This is a genomic window from Motilibacter peucedani, from assembly GCF_003634695.1.
Taxonomy (GTDB): Bacteria; Actinomycetota; Actinomycetes; order Motilibacterales; family Motilibacteraceae; genus Motilibacter; species Motilibacter peucedani.
Map to the genome: position 1 here is coordinate 17,855 of NZ_RBWV01000015.1, position 26,160 is coordinate 44,014.

The following is a 26,160-nucleotide window of genomic DNA, read 5'->3' on the forward strand; positions in this document are numbered from 1 at the left end:
ATGAGCACCCGGTTCCGGGGCGTCGACTCCCGCGAGGGCTGGCTGCTCGAGGGCCCAGCGGGGTGGGGCGAGTTCTCGCCGTTCTGGGACTACGACACGTTCCGCGCCGTGCCGTGGCTGCACGCCGCGCGGGAGGCGGCGTTCGAGGGGTGGCCGACACCCGTACGCGACTCCGTGCCCGTCAACGCCACCGTCCCGGCGGTCGGGCCGGAGCGTGCCGCCGAGCTCGTGCGCGCCGCAGGCTGCACGACGGTCAAGGTGAAGGTCGCCGAGCGCGGCCAGTCGCTCGCCGACGACGTCGCCCGCGTGGCCGCCGTGCGCGACGCGCTCGGCAAGCAGGGGCGCATCCGCATCGACGCCAACGGCGCCTGGGACGTCGACGTCGCGCTCCGCTCGGTGCGGGCGCTCGACATCGCCGCCGGCGGGCTGGAGTACGTCGAGCAGCCGTGCGCGTCGATCGAGGAGCTCGCAGCCGTACGCCGTCGGCTCGACGTCCCGGTCGCGGCTGACGAGTCGGTGCGGCTCTCGGACGACCCGCTGCGCGTGGTGCGCGCCGACGCGGCCGACATCCTGGTGCTGAAGGTCGCGCCCCTCGGCGGCGTCAGCTCGTGCCTGATCCTCGCCGAGCAGGTCGGCCTGCCGGTCGTGGTGTCGTCGGCGCTCGAGACCTCGATCGGGCTCGCGGCGGGGCTCGCGCTCGCCGCCGCGCTCCCGGAGCTGCCGTACGCCTGTGGCCTCGGCACCGCGCGGCTGCTTGCCGCCGACGTGGTCGCCGACCCGCTGATCCCGGTGGACGGGGCGATCGCCGTACGCCGCGTGGTGCCCGACCCTGCAGCCCTCACCGCCGCCGCCCCCGACGACGGGACCCGGCGACGGCTGGACGACCGCCTGCGCGCGGTGGAGGCCGAGGCGTGAACCCGTCGACGGCGTTCGCGACCGTGCTGGTCGACGAGCTGGTGCGCGGCGGGGTGCACGAGGCGGTGGTCTGTCCGGGCTCGCGGTCGGCGCCGCTGGCCTACGCGCTCGCGGCCGCCGACGCCGCGGGCCGGCTGCGCCTGCACGTACGCATCGACGAGCGCACCGCCGGCTTCCTCGCGCTCGGGCTGGCCAAGGCCTCGGGGCAGCCGGTGCCGGTCGTGACCACCTCGGGCACGGCGACGGCCAACCTGCACCCGGCGGTGCTCGAGGCGTCGCACTCGGGCGTGCCGCTCGTGGTGCTCACTGCGGACCGACCGGCCGAGCTGCTGGGCGTGGGGGCCAACCAGACCGTCGACCAGGTGCGGCTCTACGGCACCAGCGTGCGCCACGAGGTGAGCCTGCCCGCTGCGGACGGTCGGCCCGGCCAGGTGGGCTGGTGGCGGTCCACGGTGTGCCGCGCGCTGGTCGCGGCCACCGGGGCGCTCACGGGCGAGCCCGGGCCGGTGCACCTCAACCTCGCGCTGCGCGACCCGCTCGTGCCCGACGGCACCACCGACTGGGTCGAGCCGCTCGACGGCCGGCCCGACGGCGGCGCCTGGACCGTGGCCGCGAAGGCCCAGGACTCCGAGCCGGAGCTCTACGCCGGGGCGCCCCGCACCCTGCTCGTCGTGGGCGACTGCCCGCCCGCCCTGGCCGACCGGGCCCGCCGGGTCGCAGAGGCGAGCGGCTGGCCCGTGGTGGCCGAGCCGTCGTCGGGGCTCGCGGGCGAGGCGCTGCCGCTCGCCCTGCTGGGCGTGCCGGCGCTGCTCGAGGCGTGGGCTCCCGAGCGGGTCCTCGTCGTGGGCCGGCCCACGCTCTCGCGCACCGTCGGCGCGCTGCTCCGGCGGCCCGGCGTGGTCGTCGACGTCCTGACCGGCACCGAGCGGTGGTACGACGCGGCCTTGACGGCCAGCACGGTGTTCACCGGCGAGCTCGAGGTTCTCGGCTCGGCGGACAGCGACTTCGCCGCGGCGTGGACCCGCGCCGGCCAGGCCGCCCGGAAGGCGCAGTGGCCGGTCGGGAGCGACCTCACCGGCCCGGGCGTCGCGGCCGCTCTCGCGCGCATTCTCGACCCCGACGACCTGCTCGTCGTCGGCTCCAGCAACCCCGTCCGCGACCTGGCCACTGCAAACCTACCGTCGGGTGTGCGAGTTCTCGCCAACCGCGGCGTCGCCGGCATCGACGGCACGGTGTCGTCGGCGGTGGGCGCGGCGCTCGCGCACCAGGCCGCGGGCGGCTCGCACGCGTACGCGGTGATGGGCGACCTGACGTTCCTGCACGACGCGACCGGCCTGGTCATCGGGCCCGACGAGCCGCGGCCCGACCTGTGCATCGTGGTCGTCAACGACGACGGCGGCGGCATCTTCGGCCTGCTGGAGCAGGGGGCCGATGAGCTGAGCGGCCCGTTCGAGCGGGTGTTCGGCACCCCGCACGGCACGGACCTCGCGGCGCTGTGCGCGGCGACGCGTACGGTGCACGTGCGGGTCAGCACTCCGGCCGAGCTGGCCGCCGCACTGGCACCGCAAAGTGGCGTCCATGTCGTCGAGGTGCCGCTCGACCGGCGCGCACGGCGCGCGCAGCAGGTCGAGCTCGACCGCCGGATCGCAGAAGCCGTCGCGCAGGTCTTGTGAGGATCACGGTGGCATGAGGAGGAAGGTGGAGACGTGGTTGACCCGATCGTGAGCCAGGAGTGGTTCGCCGAGCACCGCGAGGAGGTCATCCTCGCCGACGTGCGGTGGTACATGGACGGCAGCTCCGGGCTGGCCGCCTTCGAGCGCGCGCACATCCCCGGTGCCGTCTACGTCGACCTCGACACCTGGCTGGCCGCACCGGCGTCGGAGGCGGAGGGACGCCACCCGCTGCCCGCACCCGAGGTCTTCGCCGAGGGCATGGCCGTGTCCGGCATCTCCGACGGTGACGTGGTCGTCGCCTACGACGACGCGGGCGGGGTCATCGCGGCCCGCCTGGTGTGGATGCTGCGCGCGACCGGCCACCAGGCGGCGCTGCTCGACGGCGGGCTCGGCGCCTACCGGCTGCCGCTCGCTAGCGGGTCCGAGCCCGTGCCCGCACGGGGCTCCTTCGCCGCGCGCGAGTTCGAGCGGGTCGCCGGCATCGACGACGCGGTCGCGCCCGACACCGTCGTGATCGACGCCCGGCCGCGCGAGCGCTACTCCGGCGACGTCGAGACGATCGACGCCCGGCCGGGGCACATCCCCGGCGCGCTCAACGTGCCCTGCCGCGAGAACCTCCAGGGCGACGGCACGTTCCTGCCCGTGGAGGACCTCCGGAGGCGCTTCACCGACGTGGGCATCGGCCCCGACACCGAGGTCGTGTCCTACTGCGGCTCCGGCGTCACCGCCGCGCACAACGCGCTCGCGCTCGAGCAGCTCGGGCTCGGCAGGGTGCGGCTGTACCCCGGCTCGTGGTCGCAGTACGCAGCGACCGACCGCCCCGCCGCCCTGGGGTGAAGGCTACGAGGCCCAAGGCTCCCGGGCGGTGGTGACGGGCGCGCCGGTGCGGGCCGACTCCTCGATGGCCAAGCCCAGCAGGTGGTCCTGGCAGCCCTCGGCCAGCGGGTACGGCGCCGGCCCCTCGCCCCGCGCCCACAGGCCGGTGTCGCGCAGGATCGTCGCCACTGCGATGTCGTCGTCGGAGAAGCGGGCGCCCGGGAACGGGTTGCGGCAGACCACCTCGCCGTCGAAGGAGATGTGGTCGAGGTCGACGCCCTCGAGGTTGAGGTCGATGCCCAGCTGCCGGCGGAGGAGCCGCGACTCGACGGGCGTGCGCGGGTCGACCAGCCGCACGACGGAGTCGTCGACGATCTCGCCGCGCGACCCGCGCAGGACGATGCGCCGGGCCCGCAGCGGGTTCCACCACTGGTTGTCGGTGAAGTCGTAGACGCCGCTGCGCCCGTTGCCGAGATCGAGCAGCGCCAGCGTCGTGCCCGCCTCCTTCGGGCCGTCGTCGCCAGACCAGCCCGCCGGTGAGAGCGGGTCGGCCAGGGGAGCCGTGAACCTCCGGGCCGTCACCGTCACCGGGTCGAACCCGGCCCCGAGCATCAACCGGATCATCGAGGTCGCGTGGTAGAGGTGCGTCGACGACACCTGCACCGACGTCACGTGACCGATGACGCCGCGCTGCAGGAGCGACAGGCGGGCGGCATGACCTGGCATGAGGAGGTACTGCTCGGCGACCTGCACCAGACCTGACGACCCCACATCGGACCACAGCTCCCGCAGCGCCTCGGCGGTCGGCGCGGGCGGCGTCTCGGCGAGGACCCGGAGCCCCAGGCGTACGGCCTCCCGCGTCACCGCGGGCGTCTCCGACCAGGGCACCGACGGCACCACGAACTCCGGGTCGCCCACGCGTGCGGCCTCCTCGAGCGTGCGGAAGGTCGGCACGCCCCACTCCGCGGTCACCTGCTCGCCGCGCTCGGCCGTGCGCGTCACGACGCCGGTCACCTGGAGCGCGTGCGGTGCCATGCGCGCGAGGCGCAGGAAGAACTGCGAGCGCCAGCCGCTGCCGACGACGGCGAAGCGGACTGCGGGGGCGGTGGTCATGGAGCTCCTAGCGTCGAAAGGCATGAGGTGGTCTAGCGGGCGGCCAGTCCGCCGTCGAGCGCGACGGTGGCGGCTCCGATGGCCGACGACTGCATCTGCAGGGTCGAGAGCTCCACCGTCACCGGGTGGACCTGCCGCATGAACGACAGCTCCGAGACGGCTGACTGGGTGGCGCGCAGGTAGTACTCGCCCGCGTCGGCGAAGGCCGGCCCGGACAGCACGATGCGGTCCAGGTCGAGGGCGTTCGTCAGCGACAGCAGCGTCGCGCCGACGTAGCCGGCGGACTCCTCGACCAGCTGCTCGCACGCCGCGTCGCCTGCCGCCGCCGCCCGGGCGACGAGGGCGAAGTCGGCGCGCACGGCGTCGGGGTCGCCGGTGAGCGACAGGCGTCGGGCGAGCGCGCGCGACGCCAGCGCCTTGCGCACCACCGTGCGCGGTCCGGCTACCGCCTCGAGGCACCCGCGCGACCCGCACCAGCACTCGGGCCCGCCCGCCTGGAGCACGACGTGCCCGACCTCGCCCGCGTTGCCCGACGAGCCGCGGTAGATCTCGCCGCCGAGCATGATGCCGGCACCGAAGCCGGTGGCCGCGTAGAAGCACACGAAGTCCGATGACGCCGGGATGCGCCCTACCCAGAACTCGCCCAGCGCGGCGCAGACGTAGTCGTGCTCGAGGGTGGCGGGCAGGCCGAGCGCCTCCTCGAGGGCCGGGCCGAGTGCGAACTGCTCCCAGTCGGTCGTGTCGCGCAGCGCGCGCATCGCGGCGCCGCGCAGGTCGAGCCGCCCGGCGATGGCGACGCCGATGCCGAGCACGTCGCCCGCGTCGACCTCGTGCTCGCGCAGCAGCCGGGTCGTCTCGCGCACCATCCGGCGCACGACGACCGCGGGCGTGTCGGTGCCGATGCCGCGGGACACCAGCCGCCCGACGACCTCGCCGCGCAGGTTGGTCAGCGCGTAGGTCAGCTGCGCCTCGTCGACCGAGAGCCCGACGGCGTAGCGCCCGTTGGTGTTGAGCGCGAGCAGACGGCGCGGCTTGCCCCCGGTCGTCTCGCTCTGGCCGACCTCGACGAGCAGGCCGTCCTCGAGCAGCCGCTTCACGGTGCGCGAGATCGAGGCCTCCGTCAGCCCGGACAGCTCGGCGAGCTCGACCCGGCTGATGACCTCGCTCGAGCGCACGAGGTCGACGATGCCGCGCCCCGTCTCAGCTGCCGAGCGCCCCGCGAACCGTGCTCCCATCTCAGCCGGCCCCCTCACCGCGGAGGAACGTACGCAGCCAGTCGCCGCTGTCCTTCAGGGTACGGGCCTGGGTGCCGTAGTCGACGTGGACCAGCCCGAAGCGCCGGCTCTGCCCCCACGCCCACTCCCAGTTGTCCATGAGCGTCCACGCGAAGTAGCCCTGCAGGGGCAGCCCTTCGGCCCGCGCCGCAGCGCAGGCCGCTACGTGGGTGGCGAGGTAGTCGGTGCGCTCCGGGTCGTGGACGGCGCCGTCGGGCGAGACCTCGTCGGGCCAGGCGGAGCCGTTCTCGGTGATGCAGAGCGGCAGCTCCGGTGCCAGGGTGTGCGCCTGGCGCAGCACGTCGAGCATGCCCTCGGGGCACACCGGCCAGCCCATGTGCGTACGCGGTGCGCCCGTGTCGACGGCACGGACGCCCTCGCTGCCGGGGAAGCTCGGGCCGAAGCCCCCCGCACCGTCAGGTGCGGGCGCCGCCACGGTGTGCCGGCTGTAGTAGTTGATGCCGAGGAAGTCCAGCGGCCGCGACACCAGCTCCAGGTCGGCGGCCGGCTGGGCGGCGAACCACTCCTGCTCGCCCAGGTCCTCGAGGACGTCGGCGGGGTAGGCGCCGCGCAGCACCGGCTCGAGGAAGAAGCGGTTCTGCAGCCCGTCGATGCGCCGCGCGGCGTCGCGGTCGGCAGCGGTGCCGCTGGCCGGCTCGACCGAGTACAGGTTGACCGTGATCCCGACCTGCGCTTCCGGGTCGGCCGCGCGGAGCACGTCGACCGCGAGCCCGTGACCGAGCAGGAGGTGGTGCGCAGCGTGGGCGGAGCGCGTACCGACCTGCTGCCCTGGGGCGTGCACCCCCGAGCCGTAGCCCAGGAACGCCGAGCACCACGGCTCGTTGAGGGTGATCCACGACGACACCAGGTCGCCGAGCGCGTCGTGCACGGCCGCCGCGTAGTCGGCGAACCGGTACGCGGTGTCGCGCTCCAGCCAGCCGCCGCGGTCCTCGAGCACCTGCGGCAGGTCCCAGTGGTAGAGCGTGACCCAGGGAGCGAGGCCATGGGCGAGCAGCGACTCGGTGAGCCGGCGGTAGAAGTCGACGCCGGCGCGGTTGACGCGACCGGACCCCTCGGGGAGCAGACGCGACCACGAGAGGGAGTAGCGGTAGGCGTTGACCCCGAGGTCCGCCATGATGGCGACGTCCTCCGCCCAGCGGTGGTAGTGGTCGTCGGCCAGGTCACCGGTCGTGCCGTCGGCTATCGCGCCGGGCGTCGCCGCGAAGGTGTCCCAGATGCTGGGGGAGCGGCCGTCCTCGCAGGTCGCCCCCTCGATCTGGTAGGACGCGGTCGCCGTGCCCCAGGCGAAGTCGGCGGGGAACTCGTCTCGACTCGTCACCGGGCTGTCGCCGACGCGGCGAAGTCGCGGCCGGGCGCGTACCAGTCCGGCCCGTCGTTCTCCGTGCAGGCGATCAGCACGTTGTCGGGCTTGACCCCCTCGGCAGCCAGCTCGCTGACGACCGCGCGGCCCATGGCCTGCTTCTGCTCGCCGTCGTAGAGCCGGGCCAGCAGGATCTGCACGAAGACGATGTCGTCGCGGTCGGCGTCGGGGAAGCTCGGCGAGTAGAAGAGGTCGCCCGGCTCGTGCAGCCGGAACACCTGGAAGAGGTCGTCGGCGGGCATGCCCAGGCTCGACACGAGACCACGGTGGATCGCCGCGCTGAACGCCTCCCTGCGGGACGCGTGGGTCGAGTACATGTCGACACGGACGAGAGGCATGCGGGGGTGCTCCTTCGTAGAGGTGGTGAGCGGGGACGATGGACTGGTACGCAGTGGCTCAGGCGTCCAGCCAGGTGTCGGACGGCGGCACGAGGGTCTCGAGCTCGTCCCAGAAGTCCGGCGGCAGCTCGGACGCGGCGCTGTCGAGAACCGCTGGGATCCGCGAGCGCTTGCTGATGCCGACGATCGTCGAGGCGACGCGCGTGTCGCGCAGCGAGAACTGCAGCGCCGCCGTCGCGAGGTCGGTGCCGTGCCGGTTCGTCAGCTCGCGCATGGCGCGGACCGCCCGGAGGGTCTCCGGCGGCGCGGGACGGTAGCCGTAGGTGTCGCCGGGCCGCTCCTCCTGGCGGGCCAGGATGCCGCCGCCGTAGACGGCCGCGTTCACGACGCCCAGACCCCGCTCGTGGGCCGTCGCGACGATCTCTCCGGCGCTGCGGTCCACCAGCGTCCAGCGGTTGTGCACCAGCAGGACGTCGAAGACCCCGAGGTCGAGGTAGCGCGCCATGACGCGCACGTCGCCGCCTGCCAGCCCGAGCGAGCCGACCTGGCCGCTCTCGCGCAGCCGGACGAGCGCGTCGACGGCGCCGCCGGGCTTGGTCATGGCGGCGAAGTCGTGGAACTCCGGGTCGTGCAGGTGCACCAGGGGCAGGTCGTCGAGGCCGAGCCGGGTCCGGCTCTCCTCCACCGAGGCCCGGACCCGGTCGCCGGAGTAGTCCGCTTCGTCGGCGTCGACCTTGGTCGCGACGAGGAACCCGGGCGGCAGGCCGCCGGCCGCGGCGATGCCCAGCCCGATGCGGCGCTCGCTCTCCCCGCCGCTGTAGCCGTTGGCGGTGTCGATGACCGTGATCGGGCTGGCCAGCACGTCGGTCACCAGGTCGACGGCGTCCTGGACGGGGACGTCGTAGCCGAAGTTCTCCGGCATGCTGCCCAGCGGGCCACCGCCCAGGCAGACTGCCGAGACGTGCAGCCCGGTGCCGCCCAGCCGCCGCTGCCAGCCTGAGGCGTCGCTCGCGACCACCGCTCAGACCGCCGTGGGGAAGCCGTCGGCGTCGACGAGCACGCGGTGGCCGGCCCGCTCGCCGACAACGCTGAAGGCGTCGGCGTCCTCGGCCACCCCGGTCACGACCGCCGCGACGAAGCCGGGCGCGTCGAGCTGCGGCGCCCGCTGCGTCTTCTCGACACCGTAGGTGAAGACCTCCAGCACGGTGTCCTGCGACCTGAGGTAGGCGATGTCGAAGCCGCGCGGGTCGTGCGGCTGGGCGATCGTGCCCATGAGCGAGAAGCCCAGCGGTGCATAGCGCTCCTGGGTGGCGTCCAGCTCCTCGACCGTCACTGCCACGTGGTCGAAGCGCGGGCGGGACGGTACGCCGAGGGCTCGCTCCTGCTCGACGAGGCGCTGGTCGAGCACCTCGGTGTAGTGCAGGTCGCGCTCGACGAGCTCGAGCAGCGTGCCGTCGGGGTCGTAGAAGAAGGTGATGCGCACGTCGCCGGTCGCCTCGATCGGCTCGAGGTGGAACTCCACCTCCGAGGCTTTGAGCTCGGAGACGTAGGTGTCGACCGAGTCGACCTTGAAGCCGACGTGCCGGAACCCGCGCTGGAGGTCGTCAGGGACCCAGGTCGAGGAGGAGCGGTCGCCGCCGAGGCGTACGAGCTCCAGCGTGCCCGTGACCAGGTCGAGCACCGCGCGCTCGTCGGTGGCCTCGCCGACGACCTGCGCGCGCAGGTGGCGGGTGTAGAAGTCGACCGAGCGGGCGACGTCGTCGACGTTGAGCAGGACGGAGGTGATGGGCATCTGCAGCCTCTCAGTTCTTGACGGCACCGAGCGTCATGCCGGCGACGAACTGTCGCTGCATCCAGACGTAGACGGCGATCACGGGGACGACGGACATGACCAGGCCGGCCGTGAGCACCGGCCAGTTGGTGGAGTACTGGCCTACGATCGCGAAGAGCACCGGCTGCAGGGTCAGCTTGCCCGGGTCGCGCAGGACGGTGTTGGCGTAGAGGAACTCGTTCCAGGTGGCGAGGAACTGGAAGATCGTCACGGTCGCCAGTCCCGGGCGGGTCAGGGGCAGGATGACCCGCCAGAAGACCTGGAACTCGCTGGCCCCGTCGATGCGGGCGGCCTGCGCCAGCTCGCGCGGCAGCGTCTCGAAGAACGCCCGCATGAGGAACATCGCGAACGGCGCCGAGCCGCTGACGTAGAGGACGACGAGGCCGAGCTGCGAGTCGAGCAGGCCGAACTTCTTCAGCTGCAAGTAGAGCGGCAGGATCAGCGCAGTCGCCGGCATCATCAGCGTCGTGAGCAGCAGCAGGTAGATCACGTTCTTGAACGGGAAGCTGAGCTGGGCGAAGGCGTAGCCGCTCAGCGAGGCGAACAGCAGCACCAGCACGACTGTCGCAACCGTGATCCACAGGCTGGCCAGGAAGTGCGACGGGAAGTCCGTCGAGCTCCACACCTCGCGGTAGGCGTCGAAGGACACGTGCTTCGGCCACAGCCCACCCGTGAAGACGTCGTTCGACGGGCGCAGCGAGGTGAGCACCATCCAGATCAGCGGGAAGGCGATGACCACGCAGACGACGCCGAGGACGACCGCCGTGACCAGCCGGGCGACCGGTCGCTTGCGCCGTCGGGCCGCGCCGGGCTCGGCAGTCGTCGGGCGAGGACGTGCCTGGACCGAGGTGCTCATCGCGCCGCCCTCCGGTTGAGCAGGATCTGGACGACGACCGCCGCGGTGCACAGCAGCAGCACCACGACGCTCATCGCGCTGGCGTAGCCGAACTGCGGGACCGCTCCCGACGTGGTGCCGAACGCCAGCCCGTAGAGCCGGGTGCCGAGCACCTCGCTCGCGTGGTTGGGGCCGCCCTGAGTCATGACGTAGATCAGGTCGAAGGCCTTGAAGCCGTTGATGAGGTTGAGGCTGATGACGATGCCGGTCACCAGTCGCAGCCCCGGCACGGTGACGTAGCGGAACTGCGGCCAGGCGCCGGCGCCGTCGACCTCGGCCGCCTCGTAGAGCGTGGGGTCGATGCCCTGCAGGCCGGCGAAGAAGATGAGCATGTTGAGGCCGAGCGCCTGCCAGAGGGACACCACCATGATGGCCGGCAGCGCGGTGGAGCTCTCGCCCAGCCAGCTGTGCGTCAGCGAGTCGAGCCCGATGCCGTCGAGCAGCTTGTTGAGCAGGCCCAGGTTCGGGTCGAGCACCAGCTTCCAGATCACGCCGCTGACCACGAACGACACGACTCCGGGGATGAAGAGCAGGGTCCGCGCGGCGATGCCGAAGCGTCGCCAGGTGGCGTTCACCAGGACGGCCACGAGCAGCGGCAGCACCGTCTGCAGCACCGTCGTCACCGCCGCGAAGACCAGCGTGTTGCGGAACGCCTGGCGCGCGACCGTGTCGTCGAACATGCGGTGGTAGTTGTGGAAGCCGGTCCAGCTGGGTGAGCCGAACCCGCTCCACGTCGTGAACCCGAGGTAGACCGAGCGGACGATCGGGTAGCCGACGAAGACGAGGAACAGCAGGACCGTCGGCAGGATGAACAGGTAGCCCGCGAGCATCTCGGGCCGGTGCCGCTTCGACAGCATCCGCAGCCGCGGACGGTGCGCCGCGCCCGGTGCCAGTGTCTGGGAGGCCATGGCGGTCCGTCCGCTAGCCGCGGACGTTCTTCACCGCCTCCTGCATCTTCTTCGCCACGTCCGCGGGGTCGCCCGACCCGTCGTAGATGCTCGCGAGCGGGCCGCCCGCCTCGCTGGAGCCGTTGCCGAAGGGGATGTGGGGCACTCCGTTGCCGGCGATGAGCCACGAGGTCATCTGCTTGAGCACGGGGTTGGACACCTTCTCGGCCGCCGACTGGGTCGAGGGCATGCTGTTGCTGTTGTTCATCGTGGTCGCGTATTGCTCCGGCGAGTAGATGAACTTGACGAACTCGAGCGCGGCGTCCTTGTTCTTGCTCGTCTCGCTCACCGCCAGACCGGCCCCTGCCTGGTTGGCCGTGTAGTGCTTGGCACCGGGCTTGAGCGCAGGGGTCTGCATCACCTTCACCTTGTCGGCGAAGCCCTTGGGTGCGTTGGTGATGAGGTCCTGCGGCGTCCATGAGCCGTTGAAGAGCATCGCCGAGCCGCCGGTGTAGAACAGCTGCTCGGCCTGGTCGCCCGCCGTGCCGTTCACACCCGGCTGGAATACCTTCGCCTTCACGAGCTTCTGCAGCAAGGTGAGCGCGTCGATGACGGGTTGGTCGGTGTAGGACACGCCGTCGAGCTGGTCGAGCTTGAGGTAGTAGGTCGGGTCGTCGGTGACCTGCGCGAGCAGCGGGAGGAAGAAGTCGAGCCCGCTCGTCGAGGGGTTGGCCGAGACGGTGACGGCCGCCTTGCCCGTCTTGCCGATCTTCGCCGCTGCGGCGATGAGGTCGTCCCACGTCTCCGGCTCGCCCTGCACGCCGGCCGCGCTGAGCATGTCGGGGTTGTAGAAGATGCCGAACGTCTGCGCCATCCAGCCCAGCGCGTACTGCTTGCCTTCGAGGGTGTACTCGTCGCGGGTGGACTTGAAGAAGTCGGCCAGGAAGTCGTCGCCCAGCTCCTTCTTCAGGTCGGCCGACACACCCTGCTGGCCGTAGGTCAGCGCGCGGATGTGCGGTGCGAAGATCTCCGGCGGGTTGCCGGCCGAGACCGCCGCCGCGAGGGCGGGCAGGAACTGGTCAGGGGTGCCGAAGATGCGGTTCTCGACGGTGATGTTGGGGTTCTTGGCCTGGAACTCACTGATGAGCCGCGGGAACTCCTTCTGCTGCTGGGTGTACCAGGTCCACACGCGCACGGTCGCCTTCTTGCCTCCGCCGCTCCCGCCCACCGCCGCCGAGCTCGAACCGCTCGAGCTGGCGCTGCCGGACGAGCTGCCGCCGCACGCGGCGAGCAGAGGGCTGACACCCATGGCTGCTGCGCCCAGTGAGCCGAGCTTCAGCAGGGTGCGGCGGCTCATCGGCGCCGACGCGGGCGCCGAGCCGGTCTGCTCAGGGGTCTGCTGGTCGGACATGCACATCTCCTCGTCGAGAGCGCCCGCGGCCGGGTGGTGAGCGGGCTCGTCCTGTCGTGCCGCCAACCTACTCAAAGTAAGAAAGTACCTGTCAAGGTCTCGTTACCGGCTTGTGACCGCGTCGCCGACGTCATCTGCTCTGCGTATGGCAGTCATCCGGGCGGCGGCTGCAGGCACGATTGGCCAGGGGGTCGACGCGTACGCTGCCGCCATGGACGGCGCGACCATGCCAGCCGTGCGCTGGCACGCGCGCGGCGACGTACGCGTCGAGCAGGTGCCCGCCGCCCCGGCCCCCGGCGCAGGTGAGGTACGCGTGCGAGTGGCCTTCTGTGGCATCTGTGGATCCGACGTGCACGAGTACCTGCACGGTCCGTTCACCATCCCGACCCGGCCGCACCCCACGACGGGTGCCATGGCACCGATCGTCCTGGGGCACGAGGTGTCCGGGTGGGTCGACACCGTCGGGTCGGGTGTCAGCGGGCTCGCCGTCGGAGACGTGGTGGCGCTGAACGCGTTGCTGCCGTGCGGACGCTGCCCCCAGTGCGCCGCAGGGGCGCCGCACCTCTGCCTGCAGCTCGGTCACATCGGCATGTCAGCCGACGGTGGGCTGGCCGAAGCCCTCACCGTGCCGGCGGCGATGGTGGTCGCGGCCCCTCCGGGCATGGCGCCGCAGCTGGCGGCGCTGGGTGAGCCCTTCGCTGTCGCGCTCCACGCCCTGCGGCTCGCGGGCAGCCCTGTCGGCAGGCGGTGCACCGTCGTGGGGTCGGGCACCATCGGGCTGTGTGTCGCACTGCTGCTCGTCGACGCGGGCAACGAGGTGACGGTGCTCGACGTGGCCGAGGAGCGGCTCGCCCATGCGGCGTCGCTCGGTCTCGACGCGCGGCCGGTGGACGAGGGCGTCCGCGGCGGCGCGTCGGTCGTGCTCGAGTGCTCCGGTGCGGCGCCGGCGGTGTCCGCCGCCGTGGGCCTCGCCGAGCCGGGCGGCACGGTGGTGCTCCTCGGCCTGCCCGAACGGCCGGTCGAGCTCGACGTCACCGACGTGGTGCTCCGCGAGGTCCACGTGGTGGGGAGCATGTCGCACCTCGCCGACGCCGACCTCGCTCCTGCGCTGGCCTTCCTCGCCCGCAACGCCGAGCTCGCCGCGAAGGTCGTCACGGCGGTAGTGCCGCTCGACGCCGCCGTGAGCGGTGGGCTCGAGGCGCTGGTCGGGTCCGACCGTGCCCGGCACGCGAAGATCCTCGTCGCGGTCGGCGCCTGACCGTCAGGCGGGCGCCCCGCCGTCGCGCTCCCACGGCCATCGCGGCACGGGCAGCGAGGTCAGCACCTCGCGCACCGCGGCGGCGGCAGGGGAAGGCGGGGTGTCGGTGCGCCACCACAGCGCGACCTGCCGGGTCATCGGCACGTCGACGATCGGCGCCAGCGCCACTCCGTCGAGGTTCGCCGTGGTCATGGCCAGCGCGTTGGTGACGCCGACACCGAGACCGTGGCGCACGATCGACACCAGCGTCTGCGGCTGGTTGGTCTGGAACGCGATCGTCGGCGCGAGCCCGGCCTGCGCGAAGGCGAGGTTCGTCTCGAACTGGCGGCCCCCGGCACCCGTCTCGCCGATCGTGACCAGGGGCTGCGACGCCAGCTCGCGCAAGGTCATCGGCTTCGACGGCCGAGTGGCATCGAGTGGCATCACCGCGACGAGCGGCTCCTGCCACAGCACGGTGCTCGCCAGCCGGTCGTCCGACACCAGCGGCAGGACCGGCCGGATGGCGAGGTCGACCTCGCCGTGCGACAGCGACGTGCCGAGCGCGAGGCTTGGCCCCTCGCGTAGCACGAGGGAGAGGCTGGGGTGCGTCTGCGCCAGCCGTCGCACGGCGGGCGGGAAGAGGAAGGCAGCGGCGCTCGGGTAGGCGCCGAGGCGTACCTCGCCGCGCAGCGGGCCCTGCGCGCCGGAGGTCACCTCGGCGAACAACGTCATGCGTGCCAACACTTCTTCAGCGTGCGGCAGCAGCGCCCGTCCTTCGGGCGTGAGCGCGACGGGCTGCACCGTGCGGTCGAAGAGCCGGGCTCCCAGCGCGTGCTCCAGCTCGGCGACGTGGGTGCTCACCCGCGGCTGGGAGCGGTAGAGCGACTTGGCAGCCGCGGAGAAACCGCCCTCGCGGGCGACGGCCACGAAGCTCGCGACCCACTCGAGGCGCAGGCCGGCAGCCCTCGACGGCTCCATCGGCCCTCCTCGCACGCGGTCCCCGGTGGGTCACGCTACCGGTCGCAGGCCTGTGGACAAGCGCAGCGGAGCGCCCCCGTCCTCCGGCAGGATCCCGGCCCATGGACGACCTCCCTCTTCCCCCTGCTGACCGGATCGCCGACGACCACGCCCTGCTCCAGCTCGCCACCTGGCTGGCCGAGGACTGCGCGCCCGGTCGCGGCGTCGTCGCGGTGCTGTGCCGACCGGGTCCTGCGGCGGTCGGCGCGGACGACCGGGCCTGGGACCAGCAGCTCCGCGCGCAGCGGCGCGCGCGGGTCCGCGGCGTGTTCGTGGCCGCGGGCGGCACCGTGCGCCCGCTGACCCTCGACGACGCTGCCTGAGCGCGGGGTCCGCGTCGAGCGGGGGCGCGCTCAGCGGATGAACTGCGTGACGTAGTCCGCGCCGAGCCCGTTGGCGGTGTAGTGCGCGCGGCACATGTCGATCTTGGTGAACGTGTCCTCGTAGCCGACCTGGTGGCCGTCCTCGTCGAGGTAGATCATCGCGCCGAGGATGTTGAAGAACGTCACCATCTCGGTGCAGTGCTCGGGCACGCGCAGGGTGTGGATCTCGCCCGGCGGCTCGTAGACGAACGAGCCCTGGTCGGCTACCCAGTCGTGCTCGTCGTACTGCCACGTGCCGCGCACCACGTACCCCACGACCGCGCCGGGGTGCCGGTGGCGCGAGACGATGCCCGCCTTGGTGACCCGGAGCAGGTTGCACCACTGACCCGTCACGGTGTTGAGCAGCAGGGGGCGGAACCACACGTCCGGCGCCTGCGGCACCCACACCCGCGGGTCCTCGGGCTCGGCGGGCACCGCGATCTCGGGCGGGTAGTCCGTCGACACAGGCACCAGGGGGCCCAGCTCGTCCGTCGTCATCGTCGTGGCTCTCTCTCGTGGGGATGGTGGGTCAGGCTGCGAGGTAGCCGCCGTCGACCGGCAGCACCACGCCGGTGACGAAGGCGGCGTCGGGGCCGGCGAGGAACGCCACCGCGCCGGCGACGTCCTCGGGGTCCCCCCAGCGACGCATGGGTGTGCGCTCCAGGATGCGCCGGTCGGTGTCGGGGTCCTCTCGGGCGCCGCGGGAGAGCTCGGTGCGGATCCAGCCGGGTGCGACGGCGTTGACGCGTACGCCCTCGGCCGCCCACGCGACCGCCAGCGACTTGGTCAGCTGGGCGACGCCGCCCTTGCTGGCGGTGTAGGCCGGCACCAGCGGCCCGCCGAAGAAGCTCAGCATCGAGGCGAGGTTGACGATCGAGCCGCCCGAGGCGGCGAGCAGAGGACGGGCCGCGACGCAGGCGCGCATCGTGCCGATGAGGTTGACCTCGAGGACGGCGCCGAACACCGCCGGGTCGAACTCCGAGCCGCGGCGGATGACGCCGGCCGCGTTGACCAGCACGTCGAGCCGGGGCAGTCCGCCCAGCAGCTCCTCGACCGCCCCCGGCTCCGTCACGTCGAGCTCCACGGCGCGGAGGCCCGGCGGCGCCTGTGCGCTGGCCAGCCCCGCGACGAGGACGTCGGCCCCGTCGGCGGCGAACCGTGTGGCGACCGCGGCGCCGATGCCGCTGGTGCCGCCGACGACCGCGACCCGTCGACCTGCGAACGCCTGCCCCGCACCCTCGGCCACCGCGTACACCTCCTCGTCATGCAGCCCCGCGACCCTCGCCGTGCGCGGTCGCCATGGTGCTGCGCGGAGGACGTCAGGAGGCAGCAGCATCCGGACCGGGGATGGGAGGCATCCGGATCATCAGGCCACGCCAGACCTCCGGCTGAACGTCGCGCGGTAGTCGCGGGGCGAGAGGCCGACGCTGCGAGAGAAGTGCGTACGCATCGCGACGGCCGATCCGAACCCCGCCCGGTCGGCGACGGCCTCGACGGGCAGGTCGGTCGTCTCGAGCAGGCGCTGGGCCAGGAGGGTGCGCTGCTGCAGCAGCCACTGCACGGTGCTTGTGCCGACGCTGGCCCGGAAGCGCCGGGTGAACGTGCGCCGGCTCATGAACGCGCGCGCCGCCAGGTCATCGACGCCGAGGGGGCGGTCGAGGTGCTCGAGCGCCCAGGTCATCGCCTGGCTGACCCGGTCGTCCTCGGCATCGTCGGCGACCGGGGTCTCGATGAACTGGGCCTGCCCGCCCGAGCGGTGCGGGGCCACGACCATCCCGCGGGCCACCGCGTTGGCGGCCTCGGCGCCGTCGAGCTGGCGGCGCAGGTGCAGGCACAGGTCGATCGCCGCAGCCGTACCGGCCGCCGTCAGCACGTCGCCTTCGTCGACGAAGAGCACTTCGGGGACGACCTCGACCTGCGGGTGCAGGCGCGCGAGCCGCTCGGTGTAGTGCCAGTGCGTCGTCGCCCGCCGCCCGTCGAGCAGGCCCGCCTCGGCGAGCACGAAGGTGCCGCCGCAGCAGCCGGCGATGCGCGCCCCCGCCGCGTGAGCCGTGCGCACGGCGTCGAGCACGGCGGGCGGCACGGGCTCCTGCGCGTGCAGCGACCACGGCACGACCACCAGATCCGCTCCCGCCAGGGCGTCGAGGCCGAGCGGCACCTCGACGCGCATCCCCTCCCGCGTCACGACCGCGCCCGGGCGCTCGGTCACGACGCGCACCTCGTGGGCGGGCACCTGCGGCGCCGACTGGCGAGGGCCGAACACCTCTCCGGCGATGGACAGGTGGAACAGCGGGACTCCCGGCAGTGCGAGCACGACGACGACGGACATGGGTGCAGTGTGCCGGTGGCCCGATCAGAGCGCAAGGTCGCCCGCAGGCCACTTCTCGACAGCGGTCGAGGCCGCGACGATCGGTGCCATGCAGCTCTCGCCCCGCACCATCGGCGCCTCGGGCGCCACCCTGACGGCCGTCATCTGGGGAGGGCAGTTCATCGTCGCGCGCTCCGCCTTCCCCCACCTCTCGCCGGTGTGGATGACCGCGCTGCGCTACCTGCTCGCCGGCGCGCTGCTCCTCACCCTGCTGCTGGTGCGCGAGCCGGGGGCGCTGCGCGACGTGCGCCGCGACCCCCGCGCAGGGCGGGTGCTGGCGTACGGCGTGGTCGGGTTCGCCGGCTTCAACCTCCTGGCGTTCGTGGGGCTGCAGCACAGCAATCCGGAGCCCGCTTCGCTCATCGTCTCGACCATGCCGCTGCTCACCGGCTTCGTGCTCTGGGCCAAGCTCGGCCGGCGCCCGAGCCGGGTCACCTGGGTGGTCGCCGCGGTGGCGCTGGTGGGCGTCGGAACCGTGCTGACGGACGGACACCTGGACCGACTGGTCACGGGTGGTCTGGGCTGGGGCGAGGGGCTCGTGCTGCTGGGCGCGACCTGCTGGGTGGTCTACACGACCGGCGCCGCCGAGGTCCCCGAGTGGTCGCCGCTGCGCTACACCGCCGTCAGCGCCGCGTCCGGCGGCCTCGCCGCCCTCGCCGTCGCGGTCGTCCTCACGATGACCGGCGTCCTCTCCGCCCCGGGAGCGGGCGACGTCGCCGCAGCCTGGTGGCAGCTGGCCTACCTCGTCGTCCCTGGCGCCCTGGTCGCCGTCCTGAGCTGGAACGCCGCCGCCCGCACCCTCGGGGCCCAGGACGTGTCGCTGTTCATCAACCTCGTGCCGGTCACGACCTTCGCCGTCGAGGCGGTCCGCGGCCAGGCGCCGCACCCCGCCGAGGTCGCCGGCGCGCTGCTGACGGTCGCCGCGCTCTTCGCCGGCAACCTGCTGGGGCGCCGCCGCCCCGCCGCGCCCACCGCGCCCGCCGAGCCCGCGGTCGAGCGCCGGGTGCCGGCAGGCACGATGACCGCATGAGAGCTCTGGTGTTCGAGGCGTTCGGCGGCCCGCTCGAGGTGCGCGAGGTGCCCGACCCGGTGCCGTCGAGGGGCGGCGTCGTCGTCCGGGTCGGCGCCACGGGGGTCTGCCGGAGCGACTGGCACGGCTGGCAGGGCCACGACCCCGACATCCGGCTGCCGCACGTCCCCGGCCACGAGCTCGCCGGCACCGTCGAGGCGGTGGGCGACGACGTACGCCGCTGGCAGCCCGGCGCGCGGGTGACGGTGCCGTTCGTCTGCGCCTGCGGGCGCTGCCGGCAGTGCCTCGACGGCGACGGGCAGGTGTGCCCGCACCAGACCCAGCCCGGCTTCACGCACTGGGGCTCGTTCGCCGAGCTGGTCGCCCTCGACGCCGCGGACGTCAACCTCGTGGCGCTGCCCGACGAGGTCTCGTTCAGCACCGCGGCCGGCCTGGGCTGCCGGTTCGCCACCGCCTACCGCGCCGTCGTCGCGCAGGGACGCGTACGCGTCGGCGAGCGCCTCGCGGTGCTCGGGTGCGGAGGTGTCGGGCTCTCGGCGGTGCAGGTCGCGGTCGCCGCGGGCGCCCGGGTCGTCGCCGTCGACGTCTCGCCGGGCGCGCTCGCGCTGGCCGCCGAGCTCGGCGCCGAGCAGGTGCTCGACGCCGGGTCGGTCGACGACGTCGGTGCGGCCGTGCGCGAGCTGACCGGCGGTGGCGTCGACGTCGCGCTCGACTGCCTCGGCTCGGCGCAGACCTGCGCCGGCTCGATCGAGTCGCTGCGCCCGCGCGGCCGGCACGTGCAGGTCGGGCTGCTGCCGCCCGCGCTCGGCCGGCCGGCCGTGCCCATGGAGCGGGTCGTCGCGCTCGAGCTCGAGATCCTCGGCAGCCACGGCATCGCGGCGCACGCCTACCCCGAGCTGCTGGGGCTGGTGGAGGCCGGGCGGCTGCGGCCCGACCGGCTGGTCACCCGCGAGCTGTCGCTCGACGGGGCGGGGGAGGCCCTGCGCACCGTGGGCTCGACGCCGGGCTTCTCGGTCGTGACGTCGTTCTGAGCCGGGAGGAGCCTCAGAGCGCGCGGGTCAGCGCCGCGCGCACGGGCTCGAACTTCGCCCGCGCCTCGGCCGCCTCGGCCTCGGGGTCGCTGTCGCCGACGATCCCGCAGCCGGCCCACAGGCGGGCGGTGCGGCCGTCCAGCTGTGCGCACCGGAGGGCGAGCCCGAGCTCGCCGTCGCCGGTCGAGTCGACCCAACCGACCGGACCCGCGTAGCGGCCGCGGTCGCTGCGCTCGAGCTTGCCGATCGCCCGCATCGCCGCCCGCGTCGGCGTCCCGCCGACCGCGGCGGTCGGGTGGAGGGCGCCGGCGAGCTCGAGCAGCGAGGCGTCGTCGGCGACACGGGCCCGCACGTCGGTCGCCAGGTGCACGACGTTGGCCAGCCGCAGCAGGTAGGGGTCGCCCGCGCGCACGTTCTTGCAGTGGGCGGCGAAGCCCGCGACGAGGGAGTCGACGGCGTAGCGGTGCTCGAGCTGGTCCTTCTCCGAGTCGAGCAGCGCCCGGTCGCCCTCGTCGCCGTTGGCGCGCACGGTGCCGGCGAGCACCCGCGACTCGGCGAGCTCGCCGCTGCGGCGCACCAGCAGCTCGGGCGTCGCACCGACCAGGCCGTCGACGGCGAAGGCCCAGCACGACGGGTAGCGCTCGGCGAGGCCCTGCAGCAGCCACCGCGCGTCGACGGGCGCGTCGGCGGTCGCCACCTGGTCGAGCGCGAGCACGACCTTGTCGAGGTCTCCGGTGGCGATGGCGTTGCGCACCCACCCGATCGCGGCCCGCCAGTCCTCCGGCGTCGTCGCGCCGTCGCCCCAGGCGACCGTCTGCGGTGCCGAGACCGGCACCGGCGCGACGTCGCCGTCCACGCCGTCGACGGTCGTGCGCCAGAAGCGCCCGTCGCGGGAACCGACGACCACGGCCGGCACCACGAGCCGCGACGTGCTCGGGCCGTCGGAGAACGCGAAGCTGCTGAAGGCGACCAGCCCGGTGCCGGGCAGGCCCACCTCGTCGAGGACCTTGGCGTCGGCGGCCACCTCCGACCACCAGCGCGCCGCGGTGTCGAAGCGGTCAGGGCCGGCGGTCTCGAAGCGGGCGGCCTCGCCCCAGCCGACGATGCCCTCGCCGCCGGTCACCCAGGCGTGCGCCGCGGGCCCGGGCAGCGCCGACAGCAGCGGTCCGGGGTCGTCGACCTCGACCGTCCGGGCCACGATCGGGCCCGTCGTCGGCGCGGTGGTCACCGCACGAGGTTACGTGGGCCGGGGGCGCCGCGCGCCCCAGCCGTCGTCTGGCACGCTTGCCGCCCATGGACGGCGACACGGCGCGGCGAGCGGACCTCGGCAAGGACCCGCACGACGTCGCGGCGATGTTCGACACCGTCGCCCCGCGCTACGACCTGGCCAACGACGTGCTGTCCCTGGGCCAGGACCGCATCTGGCGCCGCGCGGTGCGCCGCGCGGTCGACCCGCGGCCCGGCACCCGGGTGCTCGACCTGGCCGCCGGCACGGGCACGTCGTCGCGCCCCTTCGCCGACGGCGGTGCCCTCGTGGTCGCGGCCGACTTCAGCCTCGGGATGCTGCGCGCCGGCACCGGTCGGCGTGCCGCGGGCGTCGTGCCGGTCGGGGCCGACGCGCTGCACCTGCCCTTCGCCGACGACGCGTTCGACGCCGTGACCATCTCCTTCGGCCTGCGCAACGTCAACGACACCGCGCTGGCCCTGCGCGAGCTGCTGCGCGTCACCCGCCCCGGCGGCCGGCTGGTCGTCTGCGAGTTCAGCACGCCGACGCTGCGCCCGCTGCGCACGGTCTACTCGCGCTACCTCGTGCGGGCGCTGCCGCGCGTCGCCCGCCGCGTCGGCACCAACGGGCCGGCCTACGCCTACCTCGCCGAGTCGATCGCGGCCTGGCCCGACCAGGAGGCACTGGCCCGCGTCGTGCGCGACGCCGGCTGGGAGCAGGTCGAGTGGCGCGACCTGACCGGCGGGATCGTCGCGCTGCACCGCGCCAGGAAGAGTGCGGCGTCTCCGGAGGGGTAGGAGGTCGTCATGGGACTCGACGACAAGATCTCGAACGCAGCAGAGAAGCTCACCGGCTCGGCCAAGGAGAAGGCCGGTGACGCGACGGGCAACGAGGACCTCCAGGCCGAGGGTGCCGGCCAGGAGTCCGTGGCCGACCTGAAGCAGGCCGGCGAGAAGATCAAGGACGCCTTCAAGAGCTGACCCGCACCCGGAGCGCAGAGGCCTCGGGCGGGCCGGTCCGCCGCGGCTAGGCTCGCGGCATGACCGGCTCGCTCGAGGCTGCGCTGCGCCAGGCCGTGCGCGGTGAGGTGGAGTTCGGCAGCTCCACCCGGGCGGTCTACGCGACCGACTCCTCGAACTACCGCCAGGTGCCTATCGGCGTGGTCTTCCCGCGCGACACCGACGACCTCGTCGCAGCCGTACGCGTGTGCGCCGACCACGGCGTCCCCGTCCTCGGGCGCGGGGCCGGCACCAGCCTGGCCGGCCAGGCCTGCAACGTGGCGGTGGTGCTCGACACCAGCCGCCACATGACCCGCATCCTCGAGATCGACCCGGTGCGCCGCACCGCGCGCGTGCAGCCCGGTGTCGTGCTCGACGACCTGCGCCGGGCCGCGGAGGTGCACGGCCTGACCTTCGGCCCCGACCCCGCCACCCACGCCTGGTGCACGCTCGGCGGGATGATCGGCAACAACTCGTGCGGCACGCACGCGCTCTACGCCGGCAAGACGGTCGACAACGTCGAGAGCCTCACCGTGGTGACCTACGACGGCGAGGTGCTCGAGCTCGGCGCCTACGACGACTCCGCCTACGCAGCAGCAGTGGTAGCAGGTGGTCGCACGGCTGAGGTGCTGGGTGGGCTGCGCGAGATCGGGCGCCGTCACGAGGCCCTTGTCCGAGAGCGCTACGTCGACATCCCGCGCCGGGTGAGCGGCTACAACCTCGACCAGCTGCTGCCCGACAGCGGCTTCCACGTCGCTCGAGCGCTCGTCGGCACGGAGTCGACCTGCGTGCTGGTCGCCGAGGCGACGGTGACGCTGTCGGTCAGCCCCGCCCACCGCCGCCTGGTCGTCCTCGGCTATCCCGACGTCTTCGCCGCGGCCGACGCGGTGCCCTCGCTCCTGGGGCACGGCCTGCTCGGCCTCGAGGGGTTCGACGAGACGCTCGAGCGCCAGATGCGCGACCGCGACCTGCACGTGCAGCACCTCGAGCTGCTGCCCCCGGGTGGCGGCTGGCTGCTCGCCGAGCTCGGCGCCGACGACCCTGCGGAGGCCGACGCGCGCACCGACGCCTTCACCGCCGCGCTGCCCGACGGCGTCGCGTGGCGCCGGTTCGACGACGAGACCGACCAGCGACGGGTCTGGCTCGTGCGCGAGTCGGGGCTCGGCGCCACAGCCATCCGCGCCGACGGCCGGCACAACTCCGAGGGCTGGGAGGACGCGGCGGTCGCGCCGGAGCGGCTCGGCGAGTACCTCCGCGCGGTCACCGCCCTCTGGGACGACTACGGCTACTCCGGCGCCTGGTACGGCCACTTCGGCCAGGGCTGCGTCCACACCCGCAACGACTTCGACCTGCACACCGAGCAGGGCCTGCGCGACTACCGCTCCTACGTCGAGCGCGCCGCCGACCTCGTCGTGTCGATGGGCGGCTCGCTCTCGGGGGAGCACGGTGACGGCCAGTCGCGCGGCGAGCTGCTCGAGCGGATGTACGGCCCCGAGCTGGTCGACGCCTTCCGCCAGTTCAAGGCGGTGTTCGACCCGCGCGGCCGGATGAACCCCGGCAAGGTCGTCGACGCGTACCCGCTCGACAGCTCCCTCCGCTTCGGGCCCGACCACCGCGTCGTACGCCCGCACCAGCAGTTCTTCGCCCTCGCCGATGACGGCGGGTCGCTGCAGACGGCGGTCGAGCGCTGCGTCGGCGTCGGTCGCTGCCGCCGCGACGACGCGGGCACCATGTGCCCCTCCTACCGCGTCACCCGCGACGAGCGCCACAGCACCCGCGGCCGCGCCAAGCTGCTCGCCGAGATGTTCCAGGGCGAGGTGACGCCCGCGACCTGGCGCAACGACGACGTGCGCGAGGCGCTCGACCTGTGCCTGTCGTGCAAGGGGTGCCAGACCGACTGCCCCACGCACGTCGACATGGCGACCTACAAGGCGGAGTTCCTCTCCCACCACTACGCGCGCCGGCTGCGCCCGCGGGTGATGTACGCGCTCGGCCTCCTCCCGTGGGCCGCCCGCGCCGCGACGGCGGTGCCGAGGGCCGCGAACCTCGTGCTGACCGCGCCCGGCCTGTCGCAGCTCGTACGCCGTGCCGCCGGCGTGACGACCGCGCGCCCGGCGCCGCGCTTCGCTGCCACGTCCTGGCGGCGTACGCGGTCGGCGCGGGACCACGCGCGCACGTCCCAGCCGACCGTCGTCGTCTGGCCCGACACCTTCACCGACGCGTACTCGCCCGAGGTCGGCGAGCGGCTGGTCGAGCTGCTCGAGCGGCTGGGGGAGCGGGTCGTCGTGCCGGAGCAGTGGGGCTGCTGCGGGCGCCCCCTCTACGACGCGGGCATGCTCGCGACGGCCCGCCGCACCCTGGCCGGGCTGCTCGACGTCCTCCAGCCGTGGCTCGACCGGGGGCTCCCCGTCGTGGTGCCGGAGCCCAGCTGCCTGTCGACGTTCCGCGACGAGCTGCCGGGCCTGCTGCCGGACGACCCGCGGGCGGCTCGGCTGGCCTCGCTGGCCCGCAGCCCCGCCGAGCAGCTGCTCGCCTCGTCGCGGCTCGACGGGGCGCTGGCGGCAGCGCCGCACGACCTCCCGGAGCGGCTGGTGATCCACCCGCACTGCCACGCCCGGGCCGGCGCCGCCGCTCCGGCCGACCGCGAGCTGCTGCAGCGGCTCGGCCACGAGGCCGAGGTGCTCGACGCGGGGTGCTGCGGGCTCGCCGGGTCGTTCGGCTTCGACGCCGCGCACGAGCCGCTCTCGCGCCGCATCGGCGAGGAGAGCTGGCTGCCGCAGGTGCGCGCCGCCCTCGGCGACGACCGGCTCGTGGCCGACGGCTTCAGCTGCCGGACCCAGCTCGACCATCTGGGCGGGCCGGCCGCCACCGACCTCGTGACGCTCGCGTGGCAGCGGCTCTGCGACGGCGGGCAGGGGCGGCCGGCAGGAGTTAGGGGAGACTGACCGGCCGGTCGCTGCAGACGTGCCTAGACTGCTGCCACGAGTCCATGTGAACGCGTTCACAAGGGGTCTCGACAGGCGCAGGCACGAGGAGGTGACGGCGGACGATGAGCGTGACGAGCGGAGCGGTGCAGGGCATCGCGGGCAGCACCGAGGCAGACGTCGTCGTCGTCGGTGCCGGGCCCGCCGGGTCCACCACGGCCGCCCACCTGGCGCGTGCCGGGCTCGACGTCTGCCTGGTCGAGAAGACCGCCTTCCCGCGCGAGAAGGTGTGCGGCGACGGCCTGACCCCGCGCGCGGTCGCCCAGCTGGTCAAGCTCGGCATCGACACCAGCGAGCAGGCCGGCTGGCTGCGCAACAAGGGCCTGCGCATCCTCGGCGGCGGCCACACCCTCCACATGCCCTGGCCCGAGCTGGCCAGCTTCCCCGACTACGGCCTGGTGCGCCGGCGCGACGACTTCGACGAGCTGCTGGCGCGCACCGCGCAGAAGTCGGGCGCCCGGCTGGCCGAGCGCACGGCAGTGACGGAGCCGCTGCTCGACGAGCGCAGCGGCCGGGTGACCGGCGTGCGTGCCAAGGGCCCCGAGGGCGAGCCGCTCGAGGTGCGGGCCCCGCTGGTGATCGCGGCTGACGGGAACTCCTCCCGCCTCTCGCTGGCCCTGGGCCGGCGCCCGCGCGACGACCGCCCGATGGGCGTCGCCGTGCGCGCCTACTACACCAGCCCCCGCGACAAGGACGACTGGCTCGAGTCGTGGCTCGAGCTGTGGGACGGCTCCAACCTGCTGCCCGGCTACGGCTGGGTGTTCGGCATGGGCGACGGCACGAGCAACGTCGGGCTCGGCATGCTCAACACCACCAAGGCGTGGGGCACGGTCGACTACCGCGACCTGCTGCGGCGCTGGCTCGACGGCACGCCCGAGGAGTGGGGGCTGCGCGAGCCCAACCGCGTCGGACCCGTGCGCGGGGCGGCGCTGCCGATGGGCTTCAACCGCCAGCCCCACTACGACCGCGGCCTGCTGCTCGTCGGCGACGCCGGCGGCATGGTCAACCCGTTCAACGGCGAGGGCATCGCCTACGCGATGGAGTCCGGCGCCATGGCGGCCGAGGTCGTCGCGCAGGCGCTGTCGCGAGCGGAGGGCCCGGCGCGGGAGAAGGCGCTGGCCGCCTACCCGCAGGCGCTCAAGGACACCTGGGGCGGCTACTTCACCCTCGGGCGCGCCTTCGTCAAGCTCATCGGCGACCCGCGCGTCATGCGCGTCGCGACCTCGCGCGGGCTCTCGCACGAGACGCTGATGAAGTTCACCCTCAAGCTCCTGGCCAACCTCACCGACCCGCGCGGCGGGGACGCCATGGACCGGATCATCAACGGCCTCGCCAAGGTGGCGCCGTCCGCGTGACCGACCCGGCGCGCTGCCG

The 26,160-nt window shown here is 73.7% G+C and carries 25 protein-coding genes; 11 read left to right on the forward strand and 14 right to left on the reverse strand.

Features of this window, described 5'->3' with window-relative positions; genetic code table 11:
* Genes CLV35_RS16570 through CLV35_RS16580 form a run of 3 tightly spaced genes read left to right on the forward strand, consistent with a single transcriptional unit; the run spans nucleotide 1 to nucleotide 3,425 of the window.
* Entirely contained in the window at nucleotides 1–915 is a 915-nt protein-coding gene (locus tag CLV35_RS16570) for an o-succinylbenzoate synthase (protein ID WP_121194814.1), read from the forward strand.
* The gene (menD, locus tag CLV35_RS16575) at nucleotides 912–2,588 is read left to right on the forward strand and encodes a 2-succinyl-5-enolpyruvyl-6-hydroxy-3-cyclohexene-1-carboxylic-acid synthase (RefSeq protein ID WP_121194629.1); all 1,677 of its coding nucleotides are present in this window, start codon (nucleotides 912–914) and stop codon (nucleotides 2,586–2,588) included. The genes CLV35_RS16570 and menD overlap by 4 nt, the downstream gene beginning before the upstream one ends.
* Before the next feature lie 33 nt (nucleotides 2,589–2,621).
* A complete protein-coding gene (locus CLV35_RS16580) occupies nucleotides 2,622–3,425 on the forward strand; it encodes a sulfurtransferase (RefSeq protein ID WP_121194630.1) in 804 nt (267 codons plus the stop codon).
* A gap of 3 nt (nucleotides 3,426–3,428) precedes the next feature.
* Here CLV35_RS16580 and CLV35_RS16585 read toward each other — a convergent pair whose 3' ends face one another.
* Genes CLV35_RS16585 through CLV35_RS16625 form a run of 9 tightly spaced genes read right to left on the reverse strand, consistent with a single transcriptional unit; the run spans nucleotide 3,429 to nucleotide 12,534 of the window.
* On the reverse strand, nucleotides 3,429–4,517 hold the full coding sequence (locus CLV35_RS16585) for a Gfo/Idh/MocA family protein (RefSeq protein ID WP_121194631.1): 1,089 nt from the start codon (nucleotides 4,515–4,517) through the stop codon (nucleotides 3,429–3,431).
* 32 nt (nucleotides 4,518–4,549) lie between these two features.
* Nucleotides 4,550–5,752: an ROK family transcriptional regulator gene (locus CLV35_RS16590; RefSeq protein ID WP_121194632.1), complete on the reverse strand. Its 1,203-nt coding sequence runs from the start codon at nucleotides 5,750–5,752 to the stop codon at nucleotides 4,550–4,552.
* Nucleotide 5,753: 1 nt separating this feature from the next.
* Complete coding sequence (locus tag CLV35_RS16595) at nucleotides 5,754–7,130, reverse strand: GH1 family beta-glucosidase (protein ID WP_121194633.1); 1,377 nt, start codon at nucleotides 7,128–7,130, stop codon at nucleotides 5,754–5,756.
* Nucleotides 7,127–7,510, reverse strand: coding sequence for a tautomerase family protein (locus tag CLV35_RS16600; protein WP_121194634.1), 384 nt, complete (start codon nucleotides 7,508–7,510; stop codon nucleotides 7,127–7,129). Before CLV35_RS16600 ends, CLV35_RS16595 begins: the two co-directional genes overlap by 4 nt.
* Before the next feature lie 58 nt (nucleotides 7,511–7,568).
* Nucleotides 7,569–8,528 carry an aldo/keto reductase gene (locus tag CLV35_RS16605; RefSeq protein WP_231121962.1) on the reverse strand — a complete coding sequence of 320 codons (960 nt, stop codon included), beginning with the start codon at nucleotides 8,526–8,528 and terminating at the stop codon, nucleotides 7,569–7,571.
* Nucleotides 8,529–8,531: 3 nt separating this feature from the next.
* Entirely contained in the window at nucleotides 8,532–9,302 is a 771-nt protein-coding gene (locus CLV35_RS16610; protein ID WP_121194635.1) for a VOC family protein, read from the reverse strand.
* A 10-nt stretch (nucleotides 9,303–9,312) separates the two neighbouring features.
* On the reverse strand, nucleotides 9,313–10,197 hold the full coding sequence (locus tag CLV35_RS16615) for a carbohydrate ABC transporter permease (RefSeq protein ID WP_121194636.1): 885 nt from the start codon (nucleotides 10,195–10,197) through the stop codon (nucleotides 9,313–9,315).
* Nucleotides 10,194–11,144 carry a carbohydrate ABC transporter permease gene (locus CLV35_RS16620; RefSeq protein WP_121194637.1) on the reverse strand — a complete coding sequence of 317 codons (951 nt, stop codon included), beginning with the start codon at nucleotides 11,142–11,144 and terminating at the stop codon, nucleotides 10,194–10,196. The genes CLV35_RS16615 and CLV35_RS16620 overlap by 4 nt, the downstream gene beginning before the upstream one ends.
* A gap of 13 nt (nucleotides 11,145–11,157) precedes the next feature.
* A complete protein-coding gene (locus tag CLV35_RS16625; protein ID WP_183062042.1) occupies nucleotides 11,158–12,534 on the reverse strand; it encodes an ABC transporter substrate-binding protein in 1,377 nt (458 codons plus the stop codon).
* A 211-nt stretch (nucleotides 12,535–12,745) separates the two neighbouring features.
* Here CLV35_RS16625 and CLV35_RS16630 point away from each other — a divergent pair, with 211 nt between their 5' ends.
* Nucleotides 12,746–13,792, forward strand: coding sequence for an alcohol dehydrogenase catalytic domain-containing protein (locus CLV35_RS16630; RefSeq protein WP_183062043.1), 1,047 nt, complete (start codon nucleotides 12,746–12,748; stop codon nucleotides 13,790–13,792).
* 3 nt (nucleotides 13,793–13,795) lie between these two features.
* Here the strand turns inward: CLV35_RS16630 and CLV35_RS16635 are convergent, their stop codons facing one another.
* On the reverse strand, nucleotides 13,796–14,749 hold the full coding sequence (locus CLV35_RS16635; RefSeq protein ID WP_121194640.1) for a LysR family transcriptional regulator: 954 nt from the start codon (nucleotides 14,747–14,749) through the stop codon (nucleotides 13,796–13,798).
* A 101-nt stretch (nucleotides 14,750–14,850) separates the two neighbouring features.
* Here CLV35_RS16635 and CLV35_RS16640 point away from each other — a divergent pair, with 101 nt between their 5' ends.
* Nucleotides 14,851–15,111 carry a hypothetical protein gene (locus tag CLV35_RS16640; protein WP_121194641.1) on the forward strand — a complete coding sequence of 87 codons (261 nt, stop codon included), beginning with the start codon at nucleotides 14,851–14,853 and terminating at the stop codon, nucleotides 15,109–15,111.
* 30 nt (nucleotides 15,112–15,141) lie between these two features.
* Here CLV35_RS16640 and CLV35_RS16645 read toward each other — a convergent pair whose 3' ends face one another.
* The 3 genes from CLV35_RS16645 to CLV35_RS16655 form a co-directional block, all read right to left on the reverse strand.
* A complete protein-coding gene (locus CLV35_RS16645) occupies nucleotides 15,142–15,648 on the reverse strand; it encodes a 2,4'-dihydroxyacetophenone dioxygenase family protein (protein ID WP_121194642.1) in 507 nt (168 codons plus the stop codon).
* A 31-nt stretch (nucleotides 15,649–15,679) separates the two neighbouring features.
* The gene (locus CLV35_RS16650) at nucleotides 15,680–16,396 is read right to left on the reverse strand and encodes an SDR family NAD(P)-dependent oxidoreductase (protein ID WP_231121963.1); all 717 of its coding nucleotides are present in this window, start codon (nucleotides 16,394–16,396) and stop codon (nucleotides 15,680–15,682) included.
* A gap of 120 nt (nucleotides 16,397–16,516) precedes the next feature.
* Nucleotides 16,517–17,479 (reverse strand): GlxA family transcriptional regulator, encoded by a 963-nt coding sequence (locus CLV35_RS16655; protein ID WP_121194644.1) that lies wholly within the window; start codon nucleotides 17,477–17,479, stop codon nucleotides 16,517–16,519.
* 88 nt (nucleotides 17,480–17,567) lie between these two features.
* Here CLV35_RS16655 and CLV35_RS16660 point away from each other — a divergent pair, with 88 nt between their 5' ends.
* Both CLV35_RS16660 and CLV35_RS16665 read left to right on the forward strand, forming a co-directional pair.
* The gene (locus CLV35_RS16660; protein WP_183062044.1) at nucleotides 17,568–18,548 is read left to right on the forward strand and encodes a DMT family transporter; all 981 of its coding nucleotides are present in this window, start codon (nucleotides 17,568–17,570) and stop codon (nucleotides 18,546–18,548) included.
* Nucleotides 18,545–19,579, forward strand: a complete 1,035-nt coding sequence (locus tag CLV35_RS16665; RefSeq protein WP_121194646.1) for a zinc-binding dehydrogenase — start codon at nucleotides 18,545–18,547, stop codon at nucleotides 19,577–19,579. Before CLV35_RS16660 ends, CLV35_RS16665 begins: the two co-directional genes overlap by 4 nt.
* A gap of 13 nt (nucleotides 19,580–19,592) precedes the next feature.
* Here CLV35_RS16665 and CLV35_RS16670 read toward each other — a convergent pair whose 3' ends face one another.
* Nucleotides 19,593–20,807 carry an isochorismate synthase gene (locus CLV35_RS16670; RefSeq protein WP_121194647.1) on the reverse strand — a complete coding sequence of 405 codons (1,215 nt, stop codon included), beginning with the start codon at nucleotides 20,805–20,807 and terminating at the stop codon, nucleotides 19,593–19,595.
* A 65-nt stretch (nucleotides 20,808–20,872) separates the two neighbouring features.
* On the opposite strand from CLV35_RS16670, the gene CLV35_RS16675 reads away from it, so the two are divergent.
* The 4 genes from CLV35_RS16675 (at nucleotide 20,873) to CLV35_RS16690 (ending at nucleotide 26,141) form a co-directional block, all read left to right on the forward strand.
* Nucleotides 20,873–21,601, forward strand: a complete 729-nt coding sequence (locus tag CLV35_RS16675; RefSeq protein WP_121194648.1) for a demethylmenaquinone methyltransferase — start codon at nucleotides 20,873–20,875, stop codon at nucleotides 21,599–21,601.
* Nucleotides 21,602–21,610: 9 nt separating this feature from the next.
* A complete protein-coding gene (locus tag CLV35_RS16680) occupies nucleotides 21,611–21,784 on the forward strand; it encodes a CsbD family protein (protein ID WP_121194649.1) in 174 nt (57 codons plus the stop codon).
* Nucleotides 21,785–21,843: 59 nt separating this feature from the next.
* Nucleotides 21,844–24,747, forward strand: coding sequence for an FAD-binding and (Fe-S)-binding domain-containing protein (locus CLV35_RS16685; RefSeq protein ID WP_121194650.1), 2,904 nt, complete (start codon nucleotides 21,844–21,846; stop codon nucleotides 24,745–24,747).
* Nucleotides 24,748–24,851: 104 nt separating this feature from the next.
* Entirely contained in the window at nucleotides 24,852–26,141 is a 1,290-nt protein-coding gene (locus tag CLV35_RS16690) for a geranylgeranyl reductase family protein (RefSeq protein ID WP_121194651.1), read from the forward strand.
* Nucleotides 26,142–26,160 lie beyond the last annotated feature (19 nt).